Origin of the sequence: Moritella yayanosii (assembly GCF_900465055.1) — a bacterium.
GTDB classification, from domain to species: domain Bacteria; phylum Pseudomonadota; class Gammaproteobacteria; order Enterobacterales; family Moritellaceae; genus Moritella; species Moritella yayanosii.
The window spans coordinates 1809883-1829049 of the sequence record NZ_LS483250.1; the positions used below are offsets into that span (position 1 = coordinate 1809883).

Genomic DNA, 19167 nt, shown 5'->3' on the forward strand with positions numbered 1-19167 from the left:
ACTTATACATACGTATTTTCACTCGCAAACATAGATATATGTATCTTCGTCATACAACGCATTAAACATGCATCATATGGACATTATGATTTGATATTTTCGTTAGGTTTTGTGGTAATTAAAGCTGCACAATGCAGCCTTTTATCGTTAATCTGTAAACGAATGCTTAGTTATTCATCGCAGGTTTACGTCTCGCGTGCATTAATATTAATCCAACCAGACCAAATACACCAACCGCAATCCCCACAGGTTGACTCATCTCTTGGGGTAAACCAAGTCCAATACCAGCCGTCACGATATACGACACCGTGATACAGGTGCCTACAACAGCAGGTAAACTAACAATCCAGTGGAACGCGCCGCGATCAAATAAATACTTGGTTGCTAACCACAATACACTGGTAGAAAGTAGCATATTTGAAAATGCAAAATAGCGCCAAATGAGTGAGAAATCAATTTTAGTCATGAAGTAAGCAATAACGAGGATTGGCACTGCAACTAATAACCGATTACGCATACTTTGTGGGATTTTAAATGCGTCAATAATCGTTAAACGCAAAGAACGGAATGCCGTATCACCCGAGGTAATCGGAAAAATCGCCACTGCAACAATCGCCATAATGCCACCAGCGGCGCCAAGATATGTGGTCGCAACTTGATTAACAACCAAACCAGGACCACCGGCATCAAGGACGCTTTTTAGTTCCACATAACCACCAGGGAATGCCGCGATACCCGCTAATGCCCATACACAAGCAACAATACCTTCACACATCATCGCGCCATAATAGACCGGGCGAACATATTTCTCATTCGTTAAACAGCGAGCCATAATCGGAGCTTGCGTGGAATGGAAACCACTGATTGCACCACAAGTAATAGTCACAAATAGTAATGGCCAAACAGGTAATCCATCAGGGTTCGGCTCTAACAAATCATTGTTGTAATGACTGTGATCGAAATACGCGAATATATCACCGATTTCAGGTAACTGTGGCGCATTCAATATTAATGCAATAGCCATAGATAATGTCATTACGATCATTAACAAACCAAAAATTGGATACAATTTAGTAATGATCTTATCAATTGGTAACATGGTTGCTAAGAAATAATAAATTAAGATCACGACTACCCAGAACACATTATTAGCCAAGAATGTATCTTCAAAATAAGATAAATTACTTAACAGACCTGCTGGGCTCATAATAAACACGACACCAACAAAGAATAACAGCATCGCAGTAAACACGAGCATCACACCTTTAAAGTAGACATTAAAATAATGCCCTGCAATTTCCGGTAAACTTTTACCATCTTCTTTAATACTGAGTACACCAGAATAATAATCATGTACTGCACCACCAATAATATTGCCCAATACAATCCACACTAATGCAATAGGACCATATAACGCGCCTAAAATAGGGCCAAAAATAGGACCGACACCGGCAATATTAAGGAATTGAATAAGGAAGGCTTTAACGGGGTGAACGGGCACATAATCCACGCCATCGGCAAAGCGAGCTTGGGGTGTTTTGGCTAGCGGGTCGATACCCGCTTGGCGTTCTACAAAGGGGCTGTAAAACTTGTAAGCGAGCAGCAAGGCTGCAATACAAATAAAGAAAATTAGCATTTTAAAGGTCATCCATGTTGTGAAATTAAATCTTTTGCCATTAATGTCATCAACTTACACCCACGTAACAAGGAATCAACACTTACTGGGTATTCCCGTGCACTATGTCGTGTTTTTACACTCAACTAAAAATACCATAAACAATAATTATGTTTACGGTCTCCATAAAAAAACCAGTACAAGACTGGTTTGATTAATTTATTATAGTTAAAACGAACACTTATTTGGTCATGTTGTGCCAGCGATAAAACACCGTCGACAGCGGCGGCAGCGTTAAGCGTAACGAATCGGCTAGTCCCTGACTTTGTATTTTCTCACTCTCAGCACTACTCACTACCGGATAATGACTACCCGCATAGCATGCAGAATCGGTGTTTAATACCAATTCATAACGACCTGCATTCGGAATACCAATGCGGAAATTATCCCTTGGTATCGGCGTAAAGTTACTGATCACCAAAATACGTTCGCCACTCTCGCTAATACGTTCATGGGCTAACACACTTTCGGTGTTGTTATCTTGTAAACGCCACTCAAAACCGGCGGGATCACAATCAAGTTGGTACAAGGCAGTTTCATTTTGATACAACTGGTTTAAATCAGCGATTAACTGTTGCACACCTGCATTTTTAGGATCCTGTAATAACGCCCAATCCAATTGGGTATCATGATCCCATTCGCGTGATTGCGCCAACTCAGCCCCCATGAAGTTGAGTTTCTTACCAGGTTGGCCATACATATAGCCCATGTAAGCCCGTAAATTAGCAAATTGCTGCCATGTATCACCGGGCATTTTAGCCAATAATGAGCCTTTGCCATAAACCACTTCATCATGGGATAGGGCTAATACATAGTTTTCACTAAATGCATAAACTAACGGGAACGTGATGCTATCGTGATGGTATTTACGGTTAATCGGCTCTTCTTGCATGTAGTTTAAGCTATCGTGCATCCAGCCCATGTTCCATTTAAAACCAAAGCCTAAGCCGCCTAAGAAAGTCGGTTTCGATACCCCTGGGTAGGCCGTCGACTCTTCGGCAATCGTCATGGCATTAGGGAAGTGGTAATAAATCTCTTCATTCATCCACTTTAATACCTTGATGGTATCGTAGTTATGATTGCCGCCATCGCAGTTCGGGATCCACTCGCCATCATTACGCGAATAATCCAGATACAACATAGATGCAACCGCATCAACGCGGATACCATCGACATGAAACTGCTCGAACCAATACAAGCTATTCGACACTAAAAATCGCTGTACATGATCTTTACCACAATCATAAATATAACTGTGCCAGTCTTGATGCCAACCACGTTTTGGGTCGGGATCATTAAATAACGGCGTGCCATCGAAATTGGCTAAACCGTGATCATCGGCAGGAAAATGCGCAGGCACCCAATCGATGATGACACCAATGCCCGCTTGGTGACACTGATCGACAAAAAATTTAAAGTCATCAGGGTGACCAAAGCGACTGGTCGGTGCAAACAGTCCAATCGGTTGATAACCCCAAGAACCATAGAAGGGATGTTCTGAAATTGGCATCAATTCAACATGGGTATAATGCATTTTTTGTAGATACGGGATCAGCTTTGCGGCTAATTGGCGATAATTTAAAAACGCATCATTTTCATCACGCAGCCAAGACCCCACATGCAGTTCATAAAATGATAATGCTTGTTTGTGCTTTTCGGTAACAGCACGCTGTTGCCAGCTATCATCTTGCCATTGATAGCTGTCTTGCTGATACACCAAGGAAGCAAATGAAGGGTACTGCTCGGCATGTGCCCCCCATGGATCGGCTTTATGTGGCAGGCTCTTACCATTACTATCCACAATGGCAAACTTATACCGCTCGCCGACGTTTAAGTCAGCAATGAATACCCCCCATAATCCCGCATCAAATTGGCGCAAAGCATGGTCGTTAGTATTCCAGTCATTAAAGTCACCAATCACGCTGACTTTACTGGCATGCGGGGCAAAAATTAAAAAACGGACACCGGCTATTGGTTTGCCTGCATAAGTGAAACTGACGCATTGCGCCCCCATCTCGGTATGCATTAATTTTGGCGTGTGTAATGTTTCCATACTTGGCATCAAGCCTGGATACGCTTCAAGGTTGTGGATCACAGCCACATTAACAACCAACTTCATTGAAATTCCTTTATTCATTACTCGCGCTGGCTTTCGCGCGGGCAGCAGTCAACTCTGCGGTTAAATAATTAACGTTCGGGCAGCTGAACATGTCATCCAATGTTGCTGATAATTTACGCCGCCAATTCGGATATTCATCTACCGTTCCAGGTACGTTAACGGGCTTATCCATGGCTAGCCAGTCTTCGAGTTGTAAACTCAACAAGCTACTTGAGCCTGCTGCTAAATGTAATTGTAAGCTGTTACTCAGTGCTTGATCCATCGGCACATAGTCGGCATTACGGCCCACCGATTCTGCCAGTTTACCGTGCCACGATACACTATTGAGGATTGCTTGTTTCGACTTGCTGCGATCATCAAACAAACCATTCAGCTGTGCTTGATCTGGATACAATCCAATTGTTTGACCTAATTTAAGATCTTCACAATGCCAGAAGCCACGCAATGTCGGCATATCATGGGTACACAGTGTGGCCATTGATTGCGGTTGATAATGTGCAGGTGAGAAATAGCCACCATCTTCTGCCGTTTCAAAAAAGAATACTTTGTAAGAATGGATACCCGCGTCACTTAACAAGCTCACGATCTCATCAGGCACGGTGCCAAGATCTTCACCAATCACAGTGCACTGATGACGCTGACTTTCTAACGCCAAAATAGACAACATATCTTGCACCGGATAATACATATAAGCGCCAGATGTGGCATTTTCACCTTTTGGTATCCACCACAGGCGCAATAGTCCTAATACATGATCGATACGCAAAGCACCACAATGCTGCATGTTGGCACGTAATAGTTGAATAAAGGCATCATAACCCGTGGCTTTTAATTGCGCTGGATTAAGCGGCGGCAAGCCCCAGTTCTGCCCTAAAGGCCCTAATACATCCGGTGGCGCGCCAATGCTAACATCTTGACATAAGGAGCCGTCATCCGCCCATACTTCAGCACCACTATCGGCAACGCCAACAGCCAGATCACGATAAATGCCCATATTCATGCCTTGTGCTAAGGCAAACTTTTGCACATCGGCGATCTGCTCATCCGCAATCCACTGCAAGTACATATAACGCTGAATGGCAGGCTGGTTTTGTTTCATAAACGCTTGTACTGCATCGCTGTTGATATCACGCAATTCAGCAGGAAATACTTGCCACCCCCACACACTAGCATCTTTGTCGTGCAGCTGTTGATGCAGCGCATCGAAGCTTGCTTGATGTAATAAGCTATTGCCGCCTTTCGCCACAAACGCAGCGAAATCTTGTGCTCGTTGGCTATTTGTCGCTAAATGACGTTGTTGAAACTCGGTAAATAACAGCGGTAATACGCTCATTTTTAAACGTGATACTTCGCTGTAATCTACCCACTCGGTAGCTCGAACAGCATGTAAAGCTTGCTGGAACTCATTGCTACCGACACGCTCTTGCGCCGCAAAGCACAGGGCAAATTCCGGTACAGCAGACACATCTATGTATAACAGATTTAACCAACGGCGCGATGACGGGCTATATGGGCTCGCACTTTCAGGGTTAGCTGGAAATAAAGAATGTATTGGGTTTAAACCAACAAAATCACCACCACGCACGGCAATATCAGCCACCAGCTGTTTCAGGTCGCCAAAATCACCGATACCCCAGTTATGCTCGGTTTTCAGAGTATACAACTGCACACTTGGGCCCCAAGACTTATTGCCTTGTTCAATCGACGGCTGTTTGTAACAGGCTTTGGGGGCAACGATGAGTGTCATTTCGTAAGGCGATTTACGACGACGGCGTAATACCTGTAATTTGTGATAACCCAAAGCCAGATCATTGGGTAAAGAAAAAGTAAGTACCCCGCCGTCACCTCGCGTATCGGCAACAATTTGTGATTGCAGATAACCCTCAACAACCTCACCTTGTTCCGTTTCTAGCTGCCAGCTAAAATCACTGACTCTGGCGCTTTGCCCTAAATTCAGTTCAATATGAATCGGTTCACCTTTTTTAACCACTTTCACCGCGGCTAGAATTGGCGTTTGATGTTTTTTATCCGCCGACGCCAGCAGCGTTTGTTCAGATCCAGTGTCATAACCTAGCGCAGTTAATAGGCGCGTTAGCGTGTCATCGGAAACCACTTCATTGTGACCCCAAGCATTGGTATAGCTATCTGCGATACCTGCTTGTTTGGCAACCTGTTTTAGCACATTACTGTGTTCCATTTTATCCTCCATGAATACTTAACGGCTCACCGCGTTTAGTTGCCAAATGTTGTTAGCATAATCACGAATACTACGATCAGAGCTGAACTTACCATTACGTGCGGTATTTAAAATTGCCATTTTTGCCCAGCTCTTTTGGTCCCCATATTGCTTATCAATGCGTCCTTGCGCTTGCACATAATCCGCAAAGTCAGCCAGTACCAGATACGGATCACCACCGGCTAACAAACTATGCCGTGTCGCATTCAGTAAACCAGGTTGACCGGGCGTAAACTCATCACCCGCCAGCAGATCCAGCGACGTACGCAGTAATTGGTCTGAGTTATAATAATCGTAAGGGTTATAACCTTTCGCCTGCAGTGCTTGCACTTCATCAACATTAAGACCAAAAATAAAGATGTTGTCATCACCCACTTCTTCACGGATCTCAACATTGGCACCATCCATCGTGCCGACAGTTAATGCACCATTCAGTGCCATTTTCATATTACCGGTTCCCGACGCTTCTTTACCCGCCGTTGATATCTGTTCAGACACATCCGCAGCCGGGATAATGATTTCAGCAAGACTGACTCGATAGTCAGGTATGAATACCACTTTCAAGGTATCACCGATTCGCGGATCATTGTTAATCTTTTCTGCTACCTTGTTAATTGCAAAGATAATTTCTTTAGCTAGCTCATATCCTGGCGCCGCTTTTGAAGCGAAAATAAACACTCTTGGCTGCATTTTGAAATCAGCGTCATTAATTAAACGATGATATAGCGACAAGATATGTAATAAATTAAGGTGCTGACGTTTATATTCATGTAGACGTTTAATCTGCACATCAAAGATCGCATCAGGGTTAATCGTGAGCCCCATATTTTCAGCAACCCAATCCGTTAGACGTTGTTTGTTGGCTTTTTTAACGCACATAAAGTCCATTTGGAATTGACTGTCGTCAGCAAATTTTTCTAATTTTTGCAGTTGACCCAGATCTTTGATCCAACCAGTTCCAATCTTACTACTGATTAACGCTGACAGTTTTGGATTACAGAATTTCAACCAACGACGTGGTGTCACACCATTGGTCACATTGTGTAATCGCCCTGGGAACAACTCATTAAATTCCGGGAATAAATCACGTTTAACAAGCTCTGTGTGCATCGCTGCCACACCATTCACCGCATAAGTACTGGCAACACATAAGTTAGCCATACGCACACGACGCTCGTCGCCTTCTTGAATAATTGATAATTTACGTAACTTCTCAATATCACCCGGCCACTTGTGCGCCACTTCCCCCATCAGGCGTAAATTAATATCAAAAATAATTTCCATGTGACGGGGTAATAACGTTGTCATCAACTGCTCACCCCAGGTTTCCAACGCTTCAGGTAGCAAGGTATGATTGGTATAAGCAAATGTTTTTGAGCTGATCGCCCAGGCATCATCCCAACTTAAGTGATGCTCATCGAGCAATATTCGCAATAGTTCCGGGATAGCAATTGTCGGGTGAGTATCATTAAGTTGAATTGACTCTAGCTTAGCTAAATCCAGAATCGAATGACCCGCAGCTTGATGACGACGTAAAATATCCGCCACAGAACAAGCACAATGGAAGTACTGTTGCATCAAGCGCAGTTCTTTACCTTTGTCATGATTGTCATTTGGGTATAATACTTTGGTCAGGTTACCCGCCTGGATGTGACTTGCTTGTGCAGCAACATAATTACCTTCGTCAAAACGCTCAAGACTAAACGGCGCTAGCGCACGACATTCCCATAGACGCAGCGGATACACAGAATTATTGTTATAACCAACTATCGGTAAATCCCACGCCATGCCTTCAACTTGTAAACCCGGCAACCAACGACGTTGATTTAAGCCATCATTATCTGTGTACTCTTCTACCTTGCCGTAAAAACCGACTTTTTGCGCTAGTTCTGGACGAATCACTTCCCACGGGTAACCCGTTTCATCGCGCCACACATCTGGCGCTTCTTGCTGACGACCGTCATTAAAACTTTGTTTAAACAGGCCATATTCATAATGTAAACCATAACCTACCGCGGGGTATTCTTCGGCGGCCAGTGAATCCATAAAACAAGCGGCAAGACGGCCTAAACCACCATTCCCTAATGCCGGATCACGCTCTTCTTCTAATAAGTCAGTCAGGTTTTGACCAAACTCAGCCATGGCTACTGTCACTTCTTCATACAAACCCATGCTAATGAGGTTATTGCCAGTAAGACGCCCAATCAGAAACTCTAATGATAAGTAGTTAACGCTACGGGCATTTTTTATTTTCGGATCTTGCTCTGTGGCCAGTAAATTCATAGTTGTGGTTTCAGCCAGCGCATATTCCATCGCTAAGCGCCAAGCGTGGGCATCAGCTTGCTCTGGTAAGGTGGCTAATTTTGTTACTAGGTATTTATTAACCGCGGCCTGGAAGGCTGTTTTATTAAAACGTTTATTTACTGTCGATTTCATCTTACATCCTAATCTTTATGCTGTATTCGGTTTTGAAGCTAAACCAAAAATTCAAAGTTAAAGTTAAAGTTAAATAAATTTTCAATGAGATGAATCTTGCCTTAATACATAAAGCCCAACATCCTCCTGCATTAAGAAATTAAAGGAGGAGTAGTTTAGGCGTAGATGAGTCTATTTCTAGGCTGGCGTGATAGAGTTCGCAGTTTATGGGGGAGGATGAGCATATTTAAGTGATGTGCAGCGTATTATTCGCTTACCTGAATGTAACAAAATGAAACAAACAACGGGCTTATCACCGTTTTTCCAATCATATTTAGGTACTATTTAGTTTTTACTTAGTTATTGTTTAAATAATAACTAAGTAAAAACGCAGCAAGACGCGACATCGCCTTTATACTCAAACAAAATAAGAACAGCTTATGTGGATAACATCAAAATTAAATCGCCCAACTCGCTTACACAATTCAATTTCCCGCACTCGGATTTTAGATCATCTCCAAGATGCGGCGTTTAATAAATTAGTCTTATTTCGTTCGCCTGCGGGTTATGGAAAAACCACCATGGCAGCGCAATGGCTCAAAGACCACAGCCAGGTAGGTTGGTTTAATATCGATGAAACCGATAACGATACGTTTCGCTTTGTGAACTATTTTATTCAAGCGATCAACAAAGTCACTGAGCAAGCCTGTATCAATTCGCAAGCACTGGCCGAACGTCGCCAATATAGCTCGCTGCCTAATTTATTTAGTGAGTTGTTTGCCGAGTTGGCGAACTACCAAAGTGAATTTTATCTGGTATTAGATGACTATCACTGTATTAATAATGACGAGATCCATGAAGGGTTACGTTTCTTTCTTAAATACATGCCAGCAAACTGCACCTTAGTCGTTACTAGTCGTACTTTACCGCCGCTCAATACCGCTAACTTGCGTATTCGCGATCTACTTATTGAACTCGACAGTGAATTGTTAGCGTTTGATGACCAAGAAGTAGCGCAATTTTTTGAACAACGCATTGGCTGTAGTATGAGCGATGCCGAGATCCAAACATTACAACAAAAAATCGAAGGCTGGCCATCGGCATTACAATTAATCGCCTTACAAGTAAAACAGAAACAGCACAGTGTCGCAGAATCGACAGAATGGATCTCGCAGATCAAGCAATCTCATCTTTGGGATTATTTGGCCGAAGAAGTATTTGATTTGTTAGATAAACCATTACAAGTGTTTTTAATGCAATGCTCGGTGTTTACCATTTTCAATACCAGCTTGATCACCGATTTTTTTGATGATGAAGCGGCAAATAACTTATTAGAATCATTAGATAAACACGGGTTGTTCCTACATTCGCTCGAAGGAGAGCAACACTGGTATCGATTCCACAATCTGTTTGCTGATTTTTTGAAACACCAACGCCACACCAAGCTTGCGCAGTCGAGTAAGCAATTACATAAAGATGCGGCGCGCGCTTGGTTAAAACATGATAATCCCCAACAAGCCTTGTTCCATGCCCAACGCGCCAAAGACAATACGTTAACCGCCGATATCTTATTAGCACACGGTTGGCGCATGTTTAATCAGGGTGAACTAGCAAACTTAGAAACCACTATTAGTCTGTTGCAACCAGATACCTTATACCAAAGCCCTCACCTACCGTTATTACGCGCTTGGTTAGCCCAAAGCCAGCACAATTATGATCAAGTCGGTGATTTACTGGCGCAAGCATTAATCGAATTAAAACAACGTAATATCGAGTTAACCTTGGCGCAAAAAGGCGAATTCAACGCCCTGCGTGCGCAAGTGGCAATGAATCAAAACAATCCGGAACTGGCCTTACAATTGGCTGAAAATGCCTTAGAACAGTTAGACCCCGGTAATTATCGCAGTCGAATTGTCGCCACGTCGGTGATCGCTGAAGTCAACCATGTACTCGGTCATTTAGGTCGCGCATTATCCATGATGCAACAAGCAGAACGCATGGCGCGTCAATACCATGTTTATCCACAAGCACTTTGGGCCCTGTTACAACAAAGTGAGATATTGATTGCCCAAGGTCATATCCAATCGGCGTTCGAATTACTCGACAATGCCGACCAACTGGCAGATAAACAGCACTTACAACAGTTACCGTTATATGAGTTTTTACAACGGATCCGCAGCCAGATCTATTGGCGTTGGAATCACCTGGATCTTGCTGAGGAATTCGCCCATAAAGGCTTAAATGTACTGCCGAAATATTGCCAATCTAAATATTTACAATCGTATGCCATCTTAGCGCGGGTACATATTGCCCGTGGTGAACTGGATAAAGCCGGTCGTTATATAGATCTGTGTGGAGAGCTTATCGAGCAATCAGATTATCATGCCGACTGGGTAGCCAATGCTAACTTTTCGCAATTGTTATACTGGCAAGCAAAGGGAATGAATAGTGAGGTTGAACAATGGCTGCAGCAAAGTCAGCCGGTCGCAGACAATGCGTGTAATCACTTTACCCAGAGTCACGGTCGAAATTTGGCGCGGGCTTACATGCTAACGGAGAACTACACACAAGCACGCCAGATCTTAGACCATTTACAGCAAGCGGCAATGCGCCATCAACTGGTCTTCGAACAACAAAAAAATGCCACCTTGGAAGCCGTACTCTACGGCCTATCAGGTGAGCAAACCCAAGCATTAGACAAGTTACAAACCGCACTGACATTGGCCAATACCACCAGCTCAATTTGTGATTTCTTGATTGACGCCAAAGTGATTGCTGAATTGCTTAACAGCTTATTAAAACAAGGTGGTATGGCGGAGTTAGAACGTTATCGCGCTGAAAAACTACTGGCTGAAATGTCGATAAAACGTCACAACCGCACGGTTTATTTTGATAAAGACTTTGTGCATAAACTGTTGAACAACCACGAGGTACCAGAGCTGATCCGAACCAGCCCACTGACGCATCGTGAATGGCAAGTACTGGGCTTGATTTACTCGCGTTACAGCAATGAACAGATCTCGATAGAGTTAGATGTCGCGTCAACCACCATCAAAACTCATATTCGTAATCTTTATCAGAAATTGAATATTGCTAATCGTAGAGAGGCGATTGAAACTGCAGAGAACTTATTGAAGATGATAGGTTATTAATATTAAACCAATCATCAAGGTTTAACGCTTCAACCCGCTTTATTATTATATCGTATACCGTTGCCCTATCCTCCCTTTATACGCCGCATCTGAAGCTAATTAAACGAGGTCATAGAAGGTAATAAGAGTTAACCGGATTAATGGGTAAGTGATATTTAATCAATATAAAAACCGAATGGGGATGGCCCTCTTGTCAAGAGGGTCTTTTTTTTCATCTGCAAACAAAAAAATAACGGTTAAAAAAACCGCCCAAGGACTTTCTTGCATTCTTTAGGTTACCAGCGAGTGTTATCACCAAGTTTCAACAACAATCCAATCAATAATACGTAGTGAACTTCGGTCTTTGATTACAACAAAATTCCGTTAATGATAGCTGTTAATCAACAACACTTACGTAGTTACATGCTTCAACCTGCTGTTGTAATACATGCTGACCTTGAAGCATTGGGAATTCAAGCGACAGATCCGGTTTTGAAAACGCTAATACTCCTATTTTATCAGTATAACTTTCCTGCACACGCTTCGCGGCCACTTCAATACCATTCAGAGACACAACCGCGGTTTGAGTATTAAACTCAACTACTGCGCCCCCTTCCGACATCGGTAATACCACTTGGTATTTCGCGTGATCAGCGGCCGTTAGCGTTAGCTCCAGCACAACGGTTGTTGACTCACGATAACAAAGTTGGTAGCGTTGAATTGCATTTTCAGGGCGACAAAACGTCACTTTGAGTCCGTTAGATTGACCAAATGCAACATCAGCATCAAACATTTGCCATTGAGCTGGTAAACAGGGTGAAAAAGTGATTGCATTACGCATTAATTCAGGGAGAAAACCTAAGTAATCTTGATAACCATTACGGGTAAACTCTGACACTGACCATGCTTGCGCATAGGTACCTGTTGTCGTTATCTCACCCTCCTTGTTAGTAAACGCATCCAAGTTCTCACTCATCGCACCTCGGTGGCCTATATAAAGCACTTGTTCTGCTAAGTTCTTGCTCAGTTCATAGGCAAAATCAGCATAACCGTATCGGATTAAACTGGACACCGTAAAGCCTGAATTCCACCCCCAAACAGTACCGTTATGATACGCCGCATCTTTATGATACTCATCACGATTATCATGATAAGGGTGGAACATAGCATCATGCTGTGACAGTGACGTGATCCCCCATGGAAACAATAATTCACTCACTGCATTTTTGACTATCTGAGCGCCAATACTGTCATCAACTAATGGCTTATCAAAAGGTACACTGATGGTCATTAACTGGTTTGGTCGGATCTGAAAATCACCACTATTATCGCTTTTTAATCGATCCGCGAGTAAACCTTTATCTTGATCCCAGAACATAGATTGGAAGCTAGCTTGTACCTTATCTGCCATCATGAGGTAATGCGTTGCGCTCGCCTCATCGTCATTTAATTTAGCCAGCTCCACAGCCACCATCAAGCTGGTAAACCATAATACCTGAATATCATTAGCACGATTACCACGCGATGACCAAGGTAACTTACCTTCCAGCTTGGCATCCATCCAAGTATCAGGATCACGATGAGTCATGAAACCGAACTCATCAAGATAGTTTTTTTCGATACCATCAATATACGTTTGTACCACGGGATAAACAGCTTGTGCGTAGGCTTCATCACCGCTGTAACGCAGATAATCCCAAAGTTCCCGTACCATCCACGGCGTACCATCGGTGGTGTTATAGATGATATTACTGAGGCTGGTTACTCGATTCGGAATACGACCATAATTCATGCTGCTGACATCGGTTAATTGCATCGATGCAAAGTTATCAATAATGGCTTTAGCGTCGCTGAAATCACCATTAACTAAGGTGATACCCGGCAAAGCAATGAACGAGTCTCGTCCCCAGCAGTCTTTAAACCACGGTAAACCTGCCCAGATCCCTTTGCCAAACTCATTTGAAACAAACACTTTGCCCGACGCTTTAGCCCACATTAATGCACGGTTATATTCGATATCTGACGTCCATAAATAACTATTGGTCAGCATATCGTACGTTTGTTGAATATGTGAGGTGTAGCCATCTTTCTCTAACAAACTCGTTGCTTGATCTATGGCCGCTTGTTCTGATTCTGCAAAGGCCAAATAAACTGTAAAATCGGTTTCTGCATGCACGGTTTCAATCACGGGTTTTACGTGATTACTGTTTAAATGCATATGCTCATTAAGAGCTGGGTGATCAGCAAACACGGTCTCTTTAAAACTAAACGGCTTATTAGCTGAAATCGCAATATAACTTGGCGTATTGTCTTGACGTAATGCAGGATCTAACGCATAGACAACACCCTGTGCAAATTCAGTCACTGTTGATGCATTAATGGCTAAATTTAGTTGCGGTGCAATCATAAGCATAGAGGGTTTAGCCGAACGTACGGATAACGCAGCACCACGTTGTTGTGAAAGCAACATGAGTGTATCTGAACTCTGATTATCGTAGTGGTGTGTTACCCCGTATGGGTAAATATCGGCAATAGGCGCTGCTGCTTTATCGTTAATCACATTATTGACAAACGATCCAAACGAGCCTAGATACCACCCTTGTTTATGACGGTATTTCCCCGCCACGACAAAGCGCTGAGTCGTCCCTTCATAAAAACCATCGACGTTATCGCCAAATGCAAAAGAAGCGCTATCTTCAACTCGAATAGCCAATTGTTCAAACAGCGCATTCGGGGATAATACCGGGGCTGGCTTTGCGTTAAGTGGCTTACTCACAGCAGGGATTTTATTGAACTGAGCACTGATTAACTCGCGATTCAGCTCGGCGCCAAGGTCCTCACCACCAGCAGTAATGATTAACTGATGAGATAACGTTGATGCGTCATCAGCAGAAGATCCCTGAATCAGCAGACTAATAGTATACAGCCCCGTTTCAGGCGCAGTAAACAGCAAGTCATTACCAATTCCTTTAGCCGGAACTAATGCCTGATTATTATCCAGATAACAAACTGTGGATTTTTGTTTATCCGCAGATAAAGTCAACGCTTCACTACCTTGTTGATCAGATATTTTGAAACTGTGCTGATCGGCCGATAAACAGATAACCGCTTGATACCGACCTTCACCTACGAAAGACATCGGCGAATCATCCCCCCAGCCATTAAAGGTGCCCTTGACGTACAACTGTTCAATATAAGGAGCTGAAACTAAATCGTTCATAATTAATCCTTCACAACAACAATGCCATTTTCATTTTCTATTGAATAACCGCATTTCAGATATAATAAAAGCGCGGAATAAATCCACGCAATGGTTTTATTGCTAATTAAACCGGCGTTAATTAATTTGTTTTACCGCTATACCAACGCTTCTTTCACTGTCTGACGGCCTAGTATCGCGTTTTCAATCGCCTCGGCGTTGGTCATCGTGGCAGCAATACGGCTATCTTTCGCCAAAACCTGTTGGAACGTCTTCAATGTAACTGCACCCAACGGTTTATCATCATTCATCGTCTTGAGACCATTCTCTGTGATCAAGTAATTATCCAGAAACTCAACAGATAGATCTTTATTTGGACTTGCGGCGTTAATACCCGCACTGAGTACCCCTACGAACGGATTTGAGGCGCCGCTGTTTAGGATTGGCAGTACCGCTACCCCATAATTGATGTTTGATTTTTCAATGTTTGACCACGACCACGAACCATTAATAGTCATCGCAACATGACCTTTATTGAATTCGGCTTCTGACACGGCATAATCCATGTCTGGTGAAATGACATCTTGCTTGACTAAATCAACTAAGAACTGAAGACCTTCGATACCCGCCTTACTGTTCACACCAATTTGTTTGCCATCAAAGCCAGTGTCTATTTTCTTAAAGGCATAACCACCGTTGGCAGAGATGAGTGGCCACGTGAAGTATGCATTCTTCACATCCCACATAATGGCTCTCTTGCCTTCGCTACGCATTTTCTTGTCTATAGCAGCAATCTCTTCCCAGGTACGTGGCGGTTCAGGCAATAAATCTTTGTTATAAATTAATGATGGTGTTTCCAACGCGATCGGATAACCCACTAACTTACCGTCATAAGTCACTGCATCCCAACTAAAATCAACCAACTTATTTTTGAACTCTTTGTCCGGATTGATTTCAACCAATACGCCTGCTTTCGCATAACCACCAAAACGGTCATGATCCCAAAAAACAATATCAGGACCACCACCTGTTGCCGCAACTTGTTGAAATTTAGCTTCAAGAGAATCAGGGTGTTGAACATTCACTTTCACCCCGGTATCTGCTTCAAACTGTCGGCCAATTTCAGCTAAACCTTCATAGCTTTTGTCGCCATTAATCCAAATAAGAATTTCGCCCTCTTGCATTGCAGATGCCGCAAAAGGGAAAGCCATTAGAGAGGTAAGGCTACAAACAGTCAGCGTTTTCAGTACACGTTTCATAATATTTATCCATTTATGAGTATGTAACTATTCTCCAGTGCCTAAGGTTAATGAACATCCCCCTCCACGACTACGCCCCCATACTTAATATCAGCATTGTGAAACTGACCACGCTTTGTAGGACATAACAGTAAAAATAGTTAACTGCTATAATGAATAGGTCTTTGATGAAAAGACATCACCAAGAATAACGTTCTGTATTAATGCATCTTATACTTCTTCAAGGAGAAAATGATGAAATTGAACGCTTTACTTATAGCCACCAGTTTATTCTTTGCCAACGTTGTAATAGCGTCTGAACACTGTACTTGGTATATAGAAGATCAAGGTTGGTGCACCCCTTATTTTCCAAGTAGTGCTCTTTACTCTTCAAAAGAATAGTCTTGTGAAAATTATAAAGTCGCTGATATTCAGCGGCTTCACACTTACACTTCTATTGAGCTAGATCCAAAATAAAAATCTTAGAGACTGATGTTGTCTGGTTGATAATTTCGATAAACTCGATAGCAATAATGACGGTTTGTTGCCAAAAGAAGGATTAGCTAAGTGCAATAATAGAGGGTATAGGTTAGTACGATTAAACGAATTAGGGATGGGCCCCCTTTTCAGAGGGTCTTTTCTTCGTCTGCAAACAAAAAAAAGAGCAGCTTAAGAAACCGCCCAAGGACTTTCTTGCATTCTTTACTTTAGGTTTTATCAGTACCATTTGTTAGACGAACAACGACACGTACTGCACTTCGGCCTTTCTGACCTTGCTCCATCTTATAATAATCACTTTTTAATTAATTCAACAAAGGTAGATTCTGCAGAGCTTGAACCAGCACGCTTCGCTTCGTCTAGCAACTGAAGTGCTTTGTGCATGTCATTCTTCCCTACAGCCGCTTTGATTTGCGTGTTATAGAAAGCTTCCGTTTCCGGCAGCATTTTTGCACTAGCTGCGTTATTTACAGTCGCTTTCTGTACCAATGGCGCAGCAGCGGCTGCAACTTCATTCGCACGGTAAGAACGTAGATTTAACGGTTTAAGGCCTAATTCCAAAGAACCAAACTTCTGATGCTGGATCACCGGATCGATGACCATCGGTCTGGCTAAGCCAAGATCTTCTGCACGAAGACGCTCAGGGTGTGGGATCTGGATTTCGCCTTTGCGATACTCCTGCGGTGAGTAAACCACCATATATGGTGTGGTTGTCTGATCCATTTCAACACGATACTGATAACTGGCCAGGCTAAAAATACCACCCATTTTAACATCAAAATCATTCAATTCGATCGTTTCTACCGGCTCAAAATTTGAGTTTAGCAATATAACCTTAGGTGCCAAAACACCCGTTGATCTCATCCAACTTTTTAAATCAACCTGCATACGTTGGACGTTCGCAGGTAAAGCAAAAGCGGCGAAATAGCTTTTCCCTTCAGGGAATTCTCCGACTTGAGAATAGTCATCAATAGCAAAATCAATTTGATTGCCCTGCATCGGTACCCATGAGAATTCGCTATAGGCATTGCAGCAAACAGGAGCCGTTACGACGACGTCTTTTGTTGTTCCTGCTGTCGGGGATACCGCACAGCCAATCAGACTTGCTGCCAAAAATGCTACAAGTGTGGTTTTAATTATTTTCATCTTTGCTCTCCGATACCCTTAAACGCTATTTTATGGGTGTATATCTATTAGATTCCGGTGAATCTACAGCAAAATCCAATAGATATATACTCAAAAAGGCAGCCCAGAGGCTGCCTTAAACTCAAATTGGTTTAGAACCAGATTTCAGTGTGAACACCAACAACTATTTCGCTGCTTTCACCAGCTGCTAGCTTAATACCACCAGCACTTTCTTTATCAGTGTTGTAGTAAGTTACGTATGGTTTAATTTGTGGACGTCCGAAGTAATCCGCATTTACAGTAAATACTGATGCTACTTCTAGCATGTAGTATGTATTGTCGTCTTTACGACCCCATGCAGCGCCATCATCCAACTTCTCTGACGATACAGAGCCAGTTAGCTCTAGACGTAGATTGTCATTGATTTTATATGATGGGCGTGCAGCAAACATGATACGCTCAATATTTTTCTGACCGTAGAACTCATCGTTTGCGAAATACACAAATTCCGTACCTAGTTGTAGGTTCTCAGAGATATTTAATACACCATAAGAGGTAATAAACAGGCCCGTAGAGTCTTCACTGAAATCGCCACTCCAATCACCGAAGTTTACACCACGGTTCGAAGCAATACCTTTACCATATGCAATACCTGTTTGCGTCCAGCCATCTAAACCGTAGTAGTCACGGTTATAAGTGATCGCACCACCAATACCATTTTCTGCTGATGTCAAACCACCAGACAACTTGTCTTCTTGGTTAGCTTGCTCCATGTACTTAAGGTCAAAGTTCAAGCTACCACCCAGCGCCTCAACACCGTGATAATAGAAGTTATAAGAAGATAGAGTACTACGCTTACCTAGTTCATTAACGTCACCGTTAATATCACTACTTGTATCAGCAACTACAAACGCAAAACCTGCAGTATTACCGCCCAACTTAGTTTGGATACCAGCACCTACACCTGAAGTCTGATTCCAAAATTCACCCGATATCAATCCAGCTGAACGATTGAGGAAACGTTGACCGCCCCAAATTGATGTATCTTCACCTAGATATGATAAACCACCAATCTCTACGAAAGACTCTTTAACTTCAAATTGAGCTCTAGTGTTATTTTTTTGACTACCTGATGAAGAGTACGCAAAAGAGTTACCGTTACCGTATTCAGAACGTACGACGAAATCAGACCATACTCCATTTTGGTGTTCAGTATGTTTCTTGATAGTAAGTTCAACCTGGTTAGTACTTTGACCAGAAGTACCTGCTGAATGATAATCCGGCTTACCCATTTCTTCATGTACTGTTTCGCCATCAGCCATACGAAGATTCATTGAACCGTAACCGTGTACTTCCCAACCATCGGTCAAGACATCGGTACCAGATTCAGCTGCTACGTTATAAGAAGTTAGTGCTACAAGTATCGCCGCTGCTACGGGTAAAAGCTTGTGTGTCATAAGAGTATCCCTTCATTAATTATTTTAAGAATTGTTTAGAATCTTTCGGAAATTATATTAAGCTTTGATACGGT

At 42.7% G+C, this 19167-nt stretch carries 9 protein-coding genes; 1 reads left to right on the forward strand and 8 read right to left on the reverse strand.

The features are described from left to right. Positions 1-166: 166 nt before the first annotated feature. From MORIYA_RS08250 to MORIYA_RS08265, 4 genes are all read right to left on the reverse strand, one after another. Positions 167-1636, reverse strand: a complete 1470-nt coding sequence (locus MORIYA_RS08250) for a carbon starvation CstA family protein (protein ID WP_112714283.1) — start codon at positions 1634-1636, stop codon at positions 167-169. Positions 1637-1856: 220 nt separating this feature from the next. After that, positions 1857-3794 (reverse strand): 1,4-alpha-glucan branching protein GlgB, encoded by a 1938-nt coding sequence (gene glgB / locus MORIYA_RS08255; RefSeq protein WP_112714285.1) that lies wholly within the window; start codon positions 3792-3794, stop codon positions 1857-1859. A 10-nt stretch (positions 3795-3804) separates the two neighbouring features. Beyond that, positions 3805-5991 carry a 4-alpha-glucanotransferase gene (malQ, locus tag MORIYA_RS08260; RefSeq protein ID WP_112714287.1) on the reverse strand — a complete coding sequence of 729 codons (2187 nt, stop codon included), beginning with the start codon at positions 5989-5991 and terminating at the stop codon, positions 3805-3807. Between the two features lie 18 nt (positions 5992-6009). After that, positions 6010-8466, reverse strand: a complete 2457-nt coding sequence (locus MORIYA_RS08265; RefSeq protein ID WP_112714289.1) for a glycogen/starch/alpha-glucan phosphorylase — start codon at positions 8464-8466, stop codon at positions 6010-6012. Positions 8467-8885: 419 nt separating this feature from the next. On the opposite strand from MORIYA_RS08265, the gene malT reads away from it, so the two are divergent. After that, positions 8886-11597: an HTH-type transcriptional regulator MalT gene (gene malT, locus MORIYA_RS08270; RefSeq protein ID WP_112714291.1), complete on the forward strand. Its 2712-nt coding sequence runs from the start codon at positions 8886-8888 to the stop codon at positions 11595-11597. A 376-nt stretch (positions 11598-11973) separates the two neighbouring features. On the opposite strand, the gene MORIYA_RS08275 is transcribed toward malT, so the two are convergent. The 4 genes from MORIYA_RS08275 to MORIYA_RS08290 form a co-directional block, all read right to left on the reverse strand. Then, positions 11974-14796: an amylo-alpha-1,6-glucosidase gene (locus tag MORIYA_RS08275; RefSeq protein ID WP_112714293.1), complete on the reverse strand. Its 2823-nt coding sequence runs from the start codon at positions 14794-14796 to the stop codon at positions 11974-11976. A gap of 137 nt (positions 14797-14933) precedes the next feature. After that, positions 14934-16034 carry a maltose/maltodextrin ABC transporter substrate-binding protein MalE gene (gene malE, locus MORIYA_RS08280; protein WP_112714295.1) on the reverse strand — a complete coding sequence of 367 codons (1101 nt, stop codon included), beginning with the start codon at positions 16032-16034 and terminating at the stop codon, positions 14934-14936. 771 nt (positions 16035-16805) lie between these two features. Continuing rightward, the gene (locus tag MORIYA_RS08285; RefSeq protein ID WP_112714297.1) at positions 16806-17657 is read right to left on the reverse strand and encodes a MalM family protein; all 852 of its coding nucleotides are present in this window, start codon (positions 17655-17657) and stop codon (positions 16806-16808) included. A 131-nt stretch (positions 17658-17788) separates the two neighbouring features. Continuing rightward, positions 17789-19093: a carbohydrate porin gene (locus MORIYA_RS08290; protein ID WP_112714299.1), complete on the reverse strand. Its 1305-nt coding sequence runs from the start codon at positions 19091-19093 to the stop codon at positions 17789-17791. Positions 19094-19167 lie beyond the last annotated feature (74 nt).

Bases quoted from the DNA above. Each gene is read 5' to 3' on its own strand.
- MORIYA_RS08265 (WP_112714289.1), bottom strand. From the start codon at position 8,466: ATGAAATCGACAGTAAATAAACGTTTTAATAAAACAGCCTTCCAGGCC.
- malE (WP_112714295.1), bottom strand. From the start codon at position 16,034: ATGAAACGTGTACTGAAAACGCTGACTGTTTGTAGCCTTACCTCTCTA.
- MORIYA_RS08285 (WP_112714297.1), bottom strand. From the start codon at position 17,657: ATGAAAATAATTAAAACCACACTTGTAGCATTTTTGGCAGCAAGTCTG.
- MORIYA_RS08275 (WP_112714293.1), bottom strand. From the start codon at position 14,796: ATGAACGATTTAGTTTCAGCTCCTTATATTGAACAGTTGTACGTCAAG.
- MORIYA_RS08290 (WP_112714299.1), bottom strand. From the start codon at position 19,093: ATGACACACAAGCTTTTACCCGTAGCAGCGGCGATACTTGTAGCACTA.
- malQ (WP_112714287.1), bottom strand. From the start codon at position 5,991: ATGGAACACAGTAATGTGCTAAAACAGGTTGCCAAACAAGCAGGTATC.
- glgB (WP_112714285.1), bottom strand. From the start codon at position 3,794: ATGAAGTTGGTTGTTAATGTGGCTGTGATCCACAACCTTGAAGCGTAT.
- MORIYA_RS08250 (WP_112714283.1), bottom strand. From the start codon at position 1,636: ATGCTAATTTTCTTTATTTGTATTGCAGCCTTGCTGCTCGCTTACAAG.
- malT (WP_112714291.1), top strand. From the start codon at position 8,886: ATGTGGATAACATCAAAATTAAATCGCCCAACTCGCTTACACAATTCA.